Source organism: Microbacterium deferens (assembly GCF_045517775.1).
GTDB lineage: Bacteria > Actinomycetota > Actinomycetes > Actinomycetales > Microbacteriaceae > Microbacterium.
The window spans coordinates 239,921-254,224 of sequence record NZ_JBEUWT010000001.1 but is presented as its reverse complement, the minus strand read 5'-3'; the positions used below and the strand labels follow the sequence as shown (position 1 = coordinate 254,224).

The window sequence follows — 14,304 nt, the reverse complement described above, 5'->3', positions numbered from 1 at the left end:
AGGACGAGTTTCGATCCGGCCATCACCGGGGAGCTCCCGGAAGAACGCGTCGACTCCCGAGTCGCGTCAGTAGAACCGGGCGGGGCAGGCCCGTCACAGCCGCTGTGAAAGTGGACGACTCGGTCCGTGAGCCTGTCGAAGGGCCCGAGACGTCACGCGGGGTGGTACCGCGGCTCGATGGAGTCGTCCTCGCAGGCTGATCCTCGACCTGCTGGAGTGACATGACCTACCCCAAGTCCTCGTTCGGACCCGCTGCCGACGCGTCGGCGAGCGCGGCGCTCGGAATCGTTCCGAGCCCGCGCTTCCCCTCGCTCGAAGAGCAGACGCTCGCGTTCTGGACCTCCGACGACACGTTCCGCGCGTCCATCGCCCAGCGTGAGGGCGCCGAGGAGTGGGTGTTCTACGACGGACCTCCGTTCGCGAACGGCCTGCCGCACTACGGTCACCTGCTCACGGGCTACGCCAAGGACGTCTTCCCCCGCTTCCAGACCATGCGGGGCAAGAAGGTCGACCGCGTCTTCGGCTGGGACACGCACGGTCTGCCGGCCGAGCTCGAGGCGATGAAGCAGCTCGGCATCACCGAGAAGGACGACATCGAGCGCATGGGCGTGGCGACCTTCAACGCCAAGGCCCGCGAGTCGGTGCTCGAGTACACGCGCGACTGGCAGGACTACGTGACCCGCCAGGCGCGGTGGGTCGACTTCGACAACGGCTACAAGACGCTCGACACCACCTACATGGAGTCGGTGCTGTGGGCTTTCAAGACCCTGCACGAGAAGGGGCTCGCCTACGAGGGCTACCGCGTGCTGCCCTACTGCTGGCGTGATGAGACGCCGCTGTCGAGCCACGAACTGCGCATGGACGACGACGTCTACAAGATGCGTCAGGACCCGTCGGTCACCGTCACCTTCCCGCTCGTGGGCGCCAAGGCCGAAGCGCTCGGACTGACGGGCGTGCGTGCGCTCGCCTGGACGACCACGCCCTGGACCCTTCCGACGAACCTCGCGCTCGCTGTGGGCCCCGCCATCCGCTACGTCGTCGTCCCCGGCGGACCGGCGGGTGCCGCCGACGTGCACCACACTCCCGACGGGCTCGCCGACGACGCGATCGAGGCCACCGCTCACCGCTACCTCCTCGCCGAAGACCTCCTGGGCGGCTACGCCAAGGATCTCGGGTACGAGTCGACCGACGCCGCCCGCGACGCCGTGCAGCAGACGGTCCTCGGCTCCGAGTTGGAGGGCGTCGCGTACGACCGTCTGTTCGACTACTACGCCGACGCCGACGAGTGGGGCACGCAGAACGCGTGGCGCATCCTCGTCGACGACTACGTCACGACCAGCGACGGCACCGGCATCGTGCACCAGGCGCCCGCCTACGGCGAGGACGACAAGCGGCTGGCGGATGCTGCGGGCCTGCCCACCATCCTGTCGCTCGATGACGGCGGCCGGTTCCTCTCCGACGTGAGCGATGTGGCGGGCGAGCTCTGGCTCGACGCGAACACCCCGCTCATCCGCATCCTGCGCCAGAACGGACGCCTGCTGCGCATGGCGAGCTACGAGCACTCGTACCCGCACTGCTGGCGATGCCGGAACCCCCTCATCTACAAGGCCGTCTCGAGCTGGTTCATCCGCGTCACCGACGTGAAGGAACGCATGATCTCGGGCAACGCCGAGATCACCTGGGTTCCCGAGAACGTCAAGGAGGGCCAGTTCGGCAAGTGGATCGAGGGCGCCCGCGACTGGTCGATCAGCCGCAACCGCTACTGGGGCTCGCCGATCCCGGTGTGGAAGAGCGACGACCCGGAGTACCCGCGCCTGGACGTCTACGGTTCGCTGGCCGAGATGGAGGCCGACTTCGGTCGCCTACCGCGTAACACCGAGGGCGAGGTCGACCTGCACCGTCCGTTCATCGACGACCTCACCCGCCCGAACCCCGATGATCCGACGGGGCAGAGCGTGATGCGCCGCGTCGAGGACGTGCTCGACGTCTGGTTCGACTCCGGCTCGATGCCCTTCGCCCAGGTGCACTATCCGTTCGAGAACCACGACTGGTTCGAGCAGCACGCGCCCGCCGACTTCATCGTGGAGTACATCGGCCAGACGCGGGGCTGGTTCTACGTCATGCATGTGCTGTCGACGGCGCTGTTCGACCGCCCGGCGTTCCGCGCCGTCTCGGCGCACGGGATCGTGCTCGGCAGCGACGGTCAGAAGATGTCGAAATCGTTGCGCAACTACCCCGACGTGCGAGAGGTGTTCGACCGCGACGGATCCGATGCGATGCGCTGGTTCCTCATGTCGAGCTCGGTGCTGCGCGGCGGCAACCTCGTGGTCACCGAGGAGGGCATCCGCGCGGGCGTGCGCGAGTTCCTGCTTCCCCTGTGGAACACGTGGTACTTCTTCTCCACCTACGCCAACGCCGCGCGGGCTACCACCGGTCGGTCTGCGGGTGCGGAGTCGGGATACGACGCATCCTGGCGCACCGACTCGACCGACGTGCTGGATCGTTACATCCTCGCCCTCACGGGTGATCTCGTGCGCGGCGTCGCCGCCGACCTCGACGGTCTCGACTCGACGACCGCCGCGGAGCGACTTCGCGACTTCGCCGAGGTGCTGACCAACTGGTACATCCGTCGCTCGCGCGACCGGTTCTGGGTCGGAGTGCGCGACGACGACGCGTCGTCGACGGAGGCGTTCGACACGCTCTACACCGTGCTCGAGACCCTCACGCGCGTCGCCGCCCCGCTCATCCCTCTCGTCTCCGAGCAGGTGTGGCAGGGGCTTACGGGTGGACGCAGCGTGCACCTCACCGACTGGCCCGATGCCGACGCCTTCCCGACGTCGGCCGACATCCGTGTCGCGATGGACGCCGTTCGTGAGGTGTCGAGCGTCGCCAACGCGCTGCGCAAGCGCGAGGGCAAGCGCGTGCGGCTGCCGCTTCCCCGTCTCACGGTGGTCGTGGCGGATGCTGCCGCCCTCGGCCAGTTCGAAGACATCCTCCGTGACGAGCTCAACATCAAGTCGGTCGAACTGGTCGAACTCGTCGACGGGGCGTCGGCCTCGTACGGCATCTCGCATCGCCTGACGGTGAACGCACGCGTCCTGGGCCCCCGTCTCGGAAAGCAGGTGCAGCAGGTCATCCAGGCCGCGCGCGCCGGAGACTGGTCGGAGACCGACGGCGTCGTCGTCGCGGGTGGCGTGGAACTGCAGACCGGAGAGTACGAGCTGGTGGTCGAGACGTCCGGTCGCCCCGACGGTGAAGCGCTCGCCGTGCTCGCCGGTGGCGGGTTCGTGCTCCTCGACACGACGACCGACGACGCGCTCGAGGCGGAGGGTCTCGCGCGCGACGTCGTCCGCGCGGTGCAGGACACCCGCAAGGCGGCAGGATTCGACGTGAGCGATCGCATCCGGTTGATGCTGAGCTTCAGCGACGAGGATGATGCAGCGGCGGTATCGGCCGCGTTCGACGTCGCGGACGTCGCCGGGGAGACCCTCGCCCGAGAAGCCGCGATCGTCGGATCCGACGGCGCGACCACCCTGTCGAGGGGTACGCTGCGCGGCACGCCCTCGGAGACGCCCGAACACCAGGCCGAGTTCGCGAAGGGCACCTTCGCCAACGCCGGCGCATTCACCGTCTCGGTGACCCGTTTGAACGAGGAGAGTGGCGAATGAGCGACCGCGACCGCGCCGACGCCGTGTATGCGGCCCTGCTGACGCGGCAGGGCGAGCAGTGGATCCAGCCCCGCATCGAGCGCACGCGGCGGGTGCTGGAGCTGCTCGCAGACCCCCAGCGCACCTACCGGGTGATCCACGTCACGGGGACGAACGGCAAGACCTCGACCAGCCGCATGATCGAGAGTCTCGTCAGGTCGACCGGGCTGCGCACCGGTCTGTTCACGAGCCCGCATCTCGTGCGCTTCACCGAGCGGATCATGATCGATGGCGAGCCCGTCTCCGACGCGGCCGTCGCCGATGCGTGGGATGAGATCGCACCGTTCGTCGAGCTCGTCGACGCCGAGCTGGCCGCGGCGGGCGACGCCGCACTCACCTTCTTCGAGCTCTTGACGGTTCTCGGCTTCGTCGTCTTCGCCGATGCGCCGGTGGACGTCCTCGTGCTCGAGGTCGGCATGGGCGGTGCCTGGGACTCGACCAACACGGCCGATGGAGACGTCGCCGTGTTCGCCCCGATCGCGCTCGACCACGCCGACCGCCTCGGCTCCTCCATCCGCGAGATCGCGACCGTCAAGTCGGGGATCGTCAAGGACGGTGCGGCTGTGGTCTCCGCCCGCCAGGAACCCGAGGCGGCAGCCGTGCTGCGCGCCGCTGCTGCTGCCCGCGGGGCCACGATCGCCTTCGAGGGCGAGGAGTTCGGCCTCTCGTCCCAGCGGCTCGCGGTCGGTGGACAGCTCATCTCGGTGCGCGGTCTGTCCGGCACCTTCGATGAGCAGTACCTCCCGCTCTACGGCTTCCATCAGGGCGCGAACGCCGCGCTCGCGATCGCCGCCGTCGAGTCGCTCTTCGGAAGCATCGGCGCCGAGGTCGTCACCGACGGCCTCGCCCAGGCGACATCGCCGGGGCGCCTGCAGCTCGTCGGATCGCACCCCATCGTCGTCGCGGACGCCGCCCACAACCCGCACGGTGCGCGGGCGCTCGTCGCGGGCCTGCGCGAGACGTTCGACGTCGACGAGTGGGGCGTCGTGGTCGGCGTGCTCGGAGACAAGGACGCCGCCGGCATCGTGGATGCGCTGGCGCCGGTGGCGGCGCGCGTGTTCGCGACAGCCCCGGAATCGGAACGCGCCAGCGACCCCGACCTCGTGGCCGACCTCGCCGAGGCTCGCGGCGCGACGGTCTCGGTGCACCCGGGGCTCGACGACGCGGCGGAGGCCGCACGCGAGTGGGCCGCAGCATCCGATCGCCGGGCCGTGGTCATCGCCGGTTCCGTCGTGCTGGCCGGCGAGGCGCTGCGCCTCTCCGAAGCAGAGGACTGGAAGAACGGGTGGCAGGAATGAGCCCCCGCGAGCGCACGCCGCGGGTGCGGCGTCAGCGCGGCGCGCAGGAGTCGCTCGGTTCGGTCGTGCTCGGCTTCGAGTCGATCGTGGTCTTCCTCGGCGGCCTCGTCGTCTTCGGACTGCAGGTGCTGCCCGACGGCATCGAACCGTGGTGGGGGATCGTCGGCGGGGTCGTGCTGGCCCTGTTGATGGTCATCACGTCGGGGTTCCTCCGCCACCGGTGGGCGATCGTCGCGGGATGGGGGCTGCAGGTCGTCCTCGCCCTCGGCGGATTCCTCGTACCGGCGCTTCTTCTCGTCGCTCTCATTTTCGGCGGCATGTGGGCGTATGCGACGATCAAGGGGGCGTCCCTCGACCGCCGAAACGCCGCACTGGCCGATCCCCGCACACCGAACGGAAACTGACTCATGGCGACCGAAGAGACCCTTGTACTCGTGAAGCCCGACGGCGTGGCCCGCGGCCTCACCGGCGCGATCCTCGCCCGCATCGAAGCGAAGGGGTACGCCCTCGTCGACATCCGGCTCGTCGAGCCCGAGCGCGCGACCCTGGAACAGCACTACGCAGAGCACGAGGGCAAGCCGTTCTACGAGCCGCTGCTCGAGTTCATGCTCTCCGGCCCGTCGGTCGCCATCCGACTCGCCGGCAACCGTGTGATCGAGGGCTTCCGCTCGCTCGCGGGCACCACCGACCCCACGACCGCGGCGCCCGGCACAATCCGCGGTGATTTCGGGCGCGACTGGGGCCTGGCCGTGCAGCAGAACCTCGTGCACGGCAGCGACAGCCCCGAGTCGGCGGCGCGCGAGCTCGCTATCTGGTTCTGACCCGACGGGTCAGACGAGAGATCCGATCACGTCCAGCCGCAGCTGCGCGACGATCGCGATGATCGCGTAGCTACCGACGGCGAGGAGCGGCATCCACCCCATGGTGGCGGCCGCTCCTCGACGCACCCCTGCGGGCACGGGCACGATGCCCGTCCGCAAGACGTGGAGCAGCACGACGTAGAAGGTCGGGATGGTCACGGACCACGTCACCATGCACCACGGGCAGAGCGTGCCGATGACGAAGATGCTCTGCACGATCAGCCACACCACGAACGCGAACGCCCCGGCGGTCCCGAGGGTGAAGATCCACCAGAACCATCGAGCGAACCGCGCGCCGGCCAGGATCGCCACCCCGACGAACAACGGCGCCATCCAGCCGGCGAGACCGATGATCGGGTTCGGGAATCCGAGCACGCTTCCCTGCGCGGAGACGAGGTTCTTGCCGCATTGGATGAGCGGGTTGAAATCGCACGAGGCGGTGGCGTCGGGGTCGGCCAGGAGGTGCAGGCGCTCCATCGTGAGGGAGAAGGCGGCCCACCACCCGACCACCCCCGCGATGATCAGCCAGACCGCCATCACGGTCGGACGGTGCGGGGATGCTGCCGGTGCGCTCATGGCTCGGATTATGGCACCCGTACCTCTGGTCCGGCTCGGCGATGAACCGACTCTCGAAGCGTTGGTCTGCATTACCGGCGGGGGAGTGCGATAATGGTCGGTGATGCCCGCGGCCGCGCCGCACCGGCATCACGACAGACTTCGGGCGATGGACGCCCTTGCAGTTAGAGCCTCGGGCCGGCTGCAGACCAAATGAGTTCGCGGCCCCGCCGGGTGTGGCGCCGCACGAGATTTCGTCGGACGATGCGCGGTGTCGTCCGCAAGGAGCACCCCCGTGATGGCCGATGAGACCGAGAACCGCAACGACACCCCCGCGAGCGATGTGCCGCAGGACGCCCCCGAGCAGCTGACGACGATCGCCGACATGGAGGCCGTGCTCGACGCGGTCGAGGCGACCGAGGGTGACCGCAGTGCGATCCCCGCAGCCGACGCGTCCGGGCCCGATGCCGTCGCGTCGGATGCCGCCCCGGAACCCGGCGCGGCCGATGAGCCCGCCGCCGAGGAGAAGATCCCCGCGGTCGAGGCCGCCGAGGCGCCGGTCGCGGATGCCGCCGGTGCCGACGAGCAGTCCTCGGTCGGCTCGAGCGCGGACGCTCCCGCGCCGGAGCAGGTGCCGGTCGAAGAGGCTCCCGCGCAGGAGCCGGCCCCCGAGGAGTCGGCCCCCGAAGAGCCGGCCGAGCTGACGGCCGTCGCTCTCGGCCTGCTGCCCGAGGTGTTCGTCTCGGCCGTCAGCACCCAGTTGCACTTCTACGCCCCACCCGTCGTCGCTCTTTCGCCGCGTGCGGAGGAATTCGACGAGCCCGACGAGGCTCCTGCAGCCGGAACCTCGGCACGTCGACGCAATCGCCGTCGCGGCGAGAGCGGTGGCAGCGAGGATCGCGCGGAGTCCGCGCCTGCGGCACCCCGCCAGCGCGCGGTGGAGTACGTCACCGAACCGCAGCGCATCAAGGGGTCCACGCGCCTCGAGGCGAAGAAGCAGCGTCGCCGCGACGGTCGCGAGGCCGGTCGTCGCCGCCCGGTGGTGACCGAGGCCGAGTTCCTCGCCCGTCGCGAGGCCGTCGACCGCGAGATGATCGTCCGCTCCAAGAACGGCCGTGTGCAGATCGCCGTGCTCGAGGACCACGTGCTCGTCGAGCACTACGTCGCCCGCAACCAGGACGCCTCGCTCATCGGCAACGTCTATCTCGGCCGCGTGCAGAACGTGCTGCCGAGCATGGAGGCCGCGTTCGTCGATATCGGTCGCGGTCGCAACGCCGTGCTGTACTCGGGCGAGGTCGACTGGGACGCCGTGGAGACGGGCAACCAGCCGCGCCGGATCGAGCTCGCGCTGAAGTCGGGCGACAAGGTGCTCGTCCAGGTCACGAAAGACCCGGTGGGGCACAAGGGCGCCCGTTTGACGAGCCAGATCTCGCTCCCCGGGCGGTACCTCGTCTACGTGCCCGGCGGCGCGATGAACGGCATCTCGCGCAAGCTTCCCGACACCGAGCGCGCGCGCCTGAAGAAGATCCTGAAAGAGGTCCTCCCCGAATCGTCGGGCGTCATCGTGCGCACCGCGGCCGAGGGGGCCACCGAGGACCAGCTGACGCGCGACGTGCAGCGACTCACCAGCCAGTGGGAGCACGTGAGCCGCCAGATCGAGACGATCCAGGCACCGGCACTGCTGCACTCCGAGCCCGACCTCCTCGTCAAGATCGTGCGCGACGTCTTCAACGAGGACTTCACGAAGATGCTCATCCAGGGCGAGGATGCACATCAGACGATCACGAGCTACCTCGCGAGCGTCGCACCCGACCTGCTCGACCGCGTCGAATCGTACGAGGCCGACCGTGACCCGTTCGACGAGTTCCGCGTCACCGAGCAGATCGAAAAGGCTCTCGACCGCAAGGTGTGGCTGCCCTCGGGCGGCTCGCTCGTCATCGACCGCACCGAGGCGATGACCGTGGTCGACGTCAACACCGGCAAGTTCGTCGGTTCCGGCGGAAACCTCGAAGAGACCGTCACCAAGAACAACCTGGAAGCGGCCGAAGAGATCGTCCGCCAGCTGCGATTGCGAGACATCGGCGGAATCATCGTCGTCGACTTCATCGACATGGTGCTCGAGTCCAACCGGGACCTCGTCCTGCGCCGTCTGGTCGAGTGCCTCAGCCGTGACCGGACCAAGCATCAGGTCGCCGAGGTCACCTCGCTCGGACTCGTGCAGATGACCAGGAAGAAGCTCGGCCTGGGGCTTCTGGAAACCTTCAGCGAGGCGTGCGAGGTCTGCGCCGGTCGCGGCGTCGTCGTGCACCACGACCCGGTGGTGAAGCACCGCTCCAACGGGGGCGGATCGTCGTCGAACAACGGTTCGTCCAACCGGCGCTCGCGCGGTTCCGGCAACGGGGGCGGCAACACGAGCACTGGCGGCAACAGCGCCACGGGCGGAACCCACGTCATCACCGAAGGCGTGAAGTCGGCCCTCGCGCAGATCGCGGCGTCGACCATCCAGCCCAACGGCGAGGAGGAAGCCCCCGCGATCGAACCGGTCGTCGTGGAAGCTCCCGTCGCGGAGGCGGAGCCGGTCAAGCGCCCGCGCAAGAAGCGCACCGACGCCGCATCGAAGAACCCGCGCACCGAGAAGGAAGTCCTGCTCGATTCGGTGCTGAGCGCGCTTCCCGAGCCCAAGGCGCCCGGCCAGGGTCGCTCGCGCCGCCGTGTGACGACGGCGGCTCTGAGTGGCACTCCGGTGCAGGCCGGACCGACCGAAGAGGGCTGAGTGCTCTCAGCGGATGCTGCGCCGCTCCCGAGCGGTCACACGCAGTCCTGACGCGATCAGACGCCGAACGAGTTCACGACCTTCGACATGGGTGGCGCCCGCGGCGACGAGCCGCGGGTGCGCCTCGTCGGGGACGTCGTAGTGGTCGAGGTCGAACGCCCGCCGCGGGATGCCGTTCGCGCGGGCGAAGGCGTGGAGTTCGGCCAGGTCGGAATCGCTGACCAGGTGCGCCCACAGCCGTCCGTGTGCCGGCCACAGGGGGTTGTCGATCAGGATCGTCACGTCGAGATCCTATGCGGGCACCGCGACACGCGGCTCCGAGCTTTTGCCAGGGGAGTCGGCATCGGGTAGCATTTCCCTTTGGTGCGTTCGTGTCACGTGCCCGGCAGCGGCGGTCTGAGAAGGACGCCGGCCCGGATGACGCGGTCGACGCGGACGATTCGCACCAAGACTTCCGTCATCAGACAAACCGGAGCCTCGTGCTCCCGAACGAAACAGGTATGAAGTGGTTTACGCAGTAGTGCGGGCCGGTGGCCGGCAGGAGAAGGTAGAGGTCGGCACGATCGTCGTTCTCGATCGCCTCGCGGCCAAGGTAGGCGACAACGTGCAGCTTCCTGCCGTGCTCCTCGTCGACGGCGACGCCGTCACGACCGACGCAGAGAAGCTCGCGGGCGTCTCGGTGACCGCCGAGGTGCTCGGTGAGCTGCGCGGACCGAAGATCGTCATCCAGAAGTTCAAGAACAAGACCGGCTACAAGAAGCGCCAGGGGCACCGTCAGGACCTCACGCGCGTCAAGGTCACCGGCATCAAGTAAAGCCAGGGAGACGCAGAGATGGCACATAAAAAGGGCGCAAGCTCCACCCGTAACGGTCGTGACTCCAACGCTCAGCGCCTCGGCGTGAAGCGCTTCGGCGGCCAGGTCGTCGGCGCCGGCGAGATCATCGTCCGCCAGCGCGGCACGCACTTCCACCCCGGCGCCAACGTGGGCCGTGGCAAGGACGACACCCTCTTCGCCCTTTCGGCCGGTGCTGTCGAGTTCGGCCAGAAGGGCGGCCGCAAGGTCGTCAACATCGTCGCGGGCGCGGAGTAACCTCCGACACGCACGAGCAGCGGCTCCGGTCGCACAGCTCTGGAAGGGGGCGGGCTTTTGCCCGTCCCCTTCACCGTTTCACCATGGCCCTCCCGGGCCCTCGTCCCGCATCACCGCACGAAAGGAACACGCATGGTCACGTTCGTAGACCGCGTCACACTGCACCTTCGTGCGGGGCGCGGTGGAAATGGCTGCGTCTCGGTCAAGCGCGAGAAGTTCAAGCCGCTGGCAGGCCCCGACGGTGGCAACGGCGGGCACGGGGGCGATGTCGTCCTCGTCGCCGACCCGCAGACCACCACGCTGCTGTCGTACCACCACTCGCCGCACCGGTCCGCCGGCAACGGCGGGTTCGGCATGGGCGACCACCGCTCCGGTGCCGCCGGTGAACCCGTCGAGCTCAACGTGCCGGTGGGCACGGTGGTGAAGGATGCCGCGGGCGAGACCATCGTCGACATGATCACCCCCGGAATGCGGTTCATCGCCGCGCAGGGCGGTATCGGCGGTCTCGGCAACGCGACCCTGGCAAACCCCAAGCGCAAGGCGCCCGGGTTCGCTCTCCTCGGCACTCCCGGGTGGGAGGGTGATCTCAACCTCGAGCTGAAGACGGTGGCGGACATCGCCCTGGTCGGCTTCCCCTCGGCGGGCAAGTCGAGTCTCGTCGCCGCCGTCTCGGCGGCGCGTCCGAAGATCGCCGACTACCCGTTCACGACGCTGCACCCCAACCTCGGTGTCGTGCAGGCCGGCGACGTGCGCTTCACGATCGCCGACGTGCCCGGGCTCATCGAGGGTGCCAGTGAGGGGCGCGGTCTCGGCCTCGAGTTCCTCCGCCATGTCGAGCGCTGCACGGCTCTCGTGCACGTGCTCGACTGCGCCACGCTCGAGCCCGGTCGCGACCCTCTCACCGACCTCGACATCATCCTCGCCGAGCTCGCGGCCTACCCGGTTCCCGAAGGCCAGGTGCCCCTCATCGAGCGGCCCCAGCTCGTCGCCCTGAACAAGGTCGACGTCCCGGAGGGCAAAGACCTGGCCGACCTCGTTCGTTCCGAGATCGAAGCGCGTGGTTTCCGCGTGTTCGAGATCTCGACCGTGAGCCGTGCCGGTCTCCGCGAACTCACGTTCGCCCTCGGCGAGGTCGTCGAGAAGCACCGCGCAGAGCTCGCCGCCGCACCGGCACCCGAGCGGATCGTCATTCGTCCGACGGGTTCGGAGAAGGCTTTCACCGTGCGCGTCGAAGGCGGAACCTACGGGCCGATCTTCCGCGTGCTGGGCGAGAAGCCGGTTCGTTGGATGCAGCAGACCGACTTCCAGAACGAGGAAGCCGTCGGCTATCTCGCCGACCGCCTGGAGAAGCTGGGCGTCGAGACCGAGCTGTACAAGGTGGGCGCGACGCCCGGGGCGACCGTCGTCATCGGCGAGGACGACGCCGTCGTGTTCGACTGGCACCCGACGATGTCTTCGCCCGCGGAGCTCATGACCGCTCCCCGTGGAACCGATCCGCGCCTCGACCTCAACCCCCGTCGCACGACGGATCAGCGTCGCGAGCGCTACAAGGAGCGGATGGACGCCAAGGCGGCCGCTCGCGCCGAAGACGAGGTCGAGCGCAAGGCGCGCCACGCTGAGGAGATCACCGAGCAATGACGGCGCAGACCCGCGCAGACCTCCCCGGAGCTCAGCGCGTCGTGGTGAAAGTGGGTTCGTCGTCCATCGGCGGCGAGGGTGCGCACCGCATCGACACGATCGTCGACGCTCTTGCCGCCGCGTCGGCGCGGGGAACGGAGATCGTGCTGGTCTCCTCCGGTGCCATCGCCACAGCGCTACCGCTGCTCGATCTCGCCGGTCGCCCCAACGATCTCGCAACGCAGCAGGCCGCCGCAGCGGTCGGGCAGAACGTGCTCATGTGGCGCTACCAGACGGCCCTCGACCGACACGGGCTCCTCGCCGGACAGGTGCTCCTGACAGCGGGCGATCTCGAGAACGCGACGCACCGATCGAATGCGCGACGCGCGATGGAGCGGCTCCTGGGTCTGCGCATCCTGCCGATCGTCAACGAGAACGACACGGTCGCGACGCACGAAATCCGCTTCGGCGACAACGATCGGCTGGCGGCTCTCGTGGCGCAGCTCATCGGCGCGGATGGGCTCGTGCTCCTCAGCGACATCGCGTGCCTCTACACGCGCCCGCCCGGCGAACCGGGAGCCCGGCCCATCACCCACGTCGAGTTCGGTGACGACCTCTCGGGTTTCGAGTTCGGCACGGTCGTCGTCAACAGCGTCGGCACCGGGGGAGCGGCCACCAAGGTATCGGCTGCTCGGCTGGCTGCAGCATCCGGTGTCGGCGTGCTGGTGACCAGTGCCGACCTCGTCGCCGAGGCGCTCGGCGGCGAAGAGATCGGCACGTGGTTCGCTCCGAACCCCGATGCAGCCCCCACGCTCACCGGGCCCGTCGGTGCGGTGAGCGCCGCCGATAGGCTGGGCTGATGACCGCTCTCGTCGCCTCGGCCCACGACCGGATGCTGCGCGCGAAAGACTCCGCGCGCACGATCGGGCTGCTGACCTCCACGCAGAAGACCGCTGCCCTGCAGGCGATCGCGGCGCAGCTCGACGCGGACTCCCACGACATCGTCGCGGCGAACGCGGAAGACCTCGAGCGTGGCCGGGCGAACGGCATCGGCGACGCGCTGCTCGATCGCCTGCGCCTCGATGACAGTCGTGTCGCGGCGCTCTCGGCGGCTGTGCGCGACATCGCCGAACTGCCCGATCCTGTGGGGCGCGTGCTCGACGAGCGCGTGCTGCCGAACGGTCTGAGGCTGACGAAGGTGTCGGTGCCGTTCGGTGTCGTCGGGTCGATCTACGAAGCGCGTCCGAACGTCACCGTCGACATCACGGCACTCGCGCTGCGCTCCGGCAATGCGGTCGTCCTCCGCGGCGGTAGTGCTGCCGAGAGCTCGAATGCGGCGCTCGTGGCGAGTATGCGCGCTGCTCTCGCGACGCAGGGTATCGACCCGGAGGCCATTCAGACCGTCGACGAGTTCGGTCGCGACGGAGCCCGCGAGCTCATGCGCGCCCGCGGACTCGTCGACGTGCTCGTGCCGCGCGGAAGCGCTCAGCTGATCGAGACGGTCGTCACCGAGTCGCTCGTACCCGTCATCGAGACAGGGGCGGGCGTCGTCCACGTCGTCGTCGATGCCTCCGCGCGCGCCGACTGGGCTCGCGACATCGTCGTGAACGCCAAGGCCCAGCGCCCGAGCGTCTGCAACGCCGTCGAGACGGTGCTGGTCCACCGAGATGCCGCCCCCCGTGTCCTTCCCGGAATGTTGTCGGCGCTCAAGGAGTCGGGTGTCACTGTGCACGGTGATGAGCAGACCGCGGCGTACGACACCTCCGTCGTTGCCGCCACCGATGACGACTGGGCGCGCGAGTACCTCAGCCTCGACCTCGCCGTGCGTATCGTCGACGACCTCGACGATGCGCTGGCTCACATCCGCCGCTACTCCACGCACCACACCGAGTCGATCATCACCGATGACGCGGCCAGCGCCGAGCGGTTCCTCGCCGAAGTGGATTCCGCGGTCGTCATGGTGAACGCGTCGACGCGGTTCACCGACGGCGGAGAGTTCGGATTCGGCGCAGAGGTGGGGATTTCGACCCAGAAGCTGCACGCGCGGGGTCCGATGGGTCTCGCCGAACTGACCAGCACGAAGTGGCTGGCGCGCGGTGACGGACAGACCCGTGCCTGACGGCCTAAACTCGTACATGCGCGTCGCCGCCGCGCGAACCCGAACGGAGCCTCGATGACCATCGCCACGCTGATCGCCTTCGCCGCTGAAGAAGCCGAACACCACGGCAACGTCGCCCTGGAGACGTTCTGGTACGGCGCCGTGGCCCTCGCCGTCTTCACCCTCCTCGGACTCGTCACGCTCTCGTACCGCAACGTGGCCAACCGTCACGCGCACAAGGCCGACGCCTACGCGCGCACGCACGGAACGCCGACTCCCGAGAGGCACGGCCACTGAGGCTCACTG

The 14,304-nt window shown here is 68.9% G+C and carries 13 protein-coding genes; 11 read left to right on the top strand and 2 right to left on the bottom strand.

Annotation, left to right across the window (positions count from 1 at the left end):
* Positions 1-221: 221 nt before the first annotated feature.
* The 4 genes from ileS to ndk are packed head-to-tail and all read left to right on the top strand — an operon-like array spanning position 222 to position 5,826.
* Positions 222-3,668 (top strand): isoleucine--tRNA ligase, encoded by a 3,447-nt coding sequence (gene ileS / locus ABTU82_RS01195; protein WP_407171148.1) that lies wholly within the window; start codon positions 222-224, stop codon positions 3,666-3,668.
* Positions 3,665-5,005, top strand: coding sequence for a bifunctional folylpolyglutamate synthase/dihydrofolate synthase (locus ABTU82_RS01190; RefSeq protein WP_407171147.1), 1,341 nt, complete (start codon positions 3,665-3,667; stop codon positions 5,003-5,005). Before ileS ends, ABTU82_RS01190 begins: the two co-directional genes overlap by 4 nt.
* Positions 5,002-5,409 carry a DUF4233 domain-containing protein gene (locus tag ABTU82_RS01185; RefSeq protein ID WP_407171146.1) on the top strand — a complete coding sequence of 136 codons (408 nt, stop codon included), beginning with the start codon at positions 5,002-5,004 and terminating at the stop codon, positions 5,407-5,409. Before ABTU82_RS01190 ends, ABTU82_RS01185 begins: the two co-directional genes overlap by 4 nt.
* A gap of 3 nt (positions 5,410-5,412) precedes the next feature.
* Complete coding sequence (ndk, locus tag ABTU82_RS01180; RefSeq protein WP_116646434.1) at positions 5,413-5,826, top strand: nucleoside-diphosphate kinase; 414 nt, start codon at positions 5,413-5,415, stop codon at positions 5,824-5,826.
* Positions 5,827-5,835: 9 nt separating this feature from the next.
* Here the strand turns inward: ndk and ABTU82_RS01175 are convergent, their stop codons facing one another.
* Positions 5,836-6,441, bottom strand: a complete 606-nt coding sequence (locus ABTU82_RS01175) for a vitamin K epoxide reductase family protein (protein WP_116646435.1) — start codon at positions 6,439-6,441, stop codon at positions 5,836-5,838.
* A gap of 277 nt (positions 6,442-6,718) precedes the next feature.
* On the opposite strand from ABTU82_RS01175, the gene ABTU82_RS01170 reads away from it, so the two are divergent.
* The gene (locus ABTU82_RS01170; RefSeq protein ID WP_407171144.1) at positions 6,719-9,193 is read left to right on the top strand and encodes an Rne/Rng family ribonuclease; all 2,475 of its coding nucleotides are present in this window, start codon (positions 6,719-6,721) and stop codon (positions 9,191-9,193) included.
* 6 nt (positions 9,194-9,199) lie between these two features.
* Here the strand turns inward: ABTU82_RS01170 and ABTU82_RS01165 are convergent, their stop codons facing one another.
* On the bottom strand, positions 9,200-9,475 hold the full coding sequence (locus ABTU82_RS01165) for a DUF4031 domain-containing protein (protein WP_116646437.1): 276 nt from the start codon (positions 9,473-9,475) through the stop codon (positions 9,200-9,202).
* Positions 9,476-9,698: 223 nt separating this feature from the next.
* Here ABTU82_RS01165 and rplU point away from each other — a divergent pair, with 223 nt between their 5' ends.
* The 6 genes from rplU (at position 9,699) to ABTU82_RS01135 (ending at position 14,295) form a co-directional block, all read left to right on the top strand.
* On the top strand, positions 9,699-10,007 hold the full coding sequence (gene rplU / locus ABTU82_RS01160; protein ID WP_121149321.1) for a 50S ribosomal protein L21: 309 nt from the start codon (positions 9,699-9,701) through the stop codon (positions 10,005-10,007).
* Positions 10,008-10,025: 18 nt separating this feature from the next.
* Positions 10,026-10,283, top strand: a complete 258-nt coding sequence (gene rpmA, locus ABTU82_RS01155) for a 50S ribosomal protein L27 (RefSeq protein ID WP_116646439.1) — start codon at positions 10,026-10,028, stop codon at positions 10,281-10,283.
* A gap of 132 nt (positions 10,284-10,415) precedes the next feature.
* On the top strand, positions 10,416-11,921 hold the full coding sequence (obgE, locus tag ABTU82_RS01150) for a GTPase ObgE (RefSeq protein ID WP_116646440.1): 1,506 nt from the start codon (positions 10,416-10,418) through the stop codon (positions 11,919-11,921).
* Positions 11,918-12,760: a glutamate 5-kinase gene (gene proB / locus ABTU82_RS01145; RefSeq protein WP_407171140.1), complete on the top strand. Its 843-nt coding sequence runs from the start codon at positions 11,918-11,920 to the stop codon at positions 12,758-12,760. Before obgE ends, proB begins: the two co-directional genes overlap by 4 nt.
* A complete protein-coding gene (locus tag ABTU82_RS01140; protein ID WP_407171138.1) occupies positions 12,760-14,019 on the top strand; it encodes a glutamate-5-semialdehyde dehydrogenase in 1,260 nt (419 codons plus the stop codon). Before proB ends, ABTU82_RS01140 begins: the two co-directional genes overlap by 1 nt.
* Positions 14,020-14,073: 54 nt before the next feature.
* Positions 14,074-14,295: a hypothetical protein gene (locus tag ABTU82_RS01135; protein WP_116646443.1), complete on the top strand. Its 222-nt coding sequence runs from the start codon at positions 14,074-14,076 to the stop codon at positions 14,293-14,295.
* Positions 14,296-14,304: the final 9 nt, after the last annotated feature.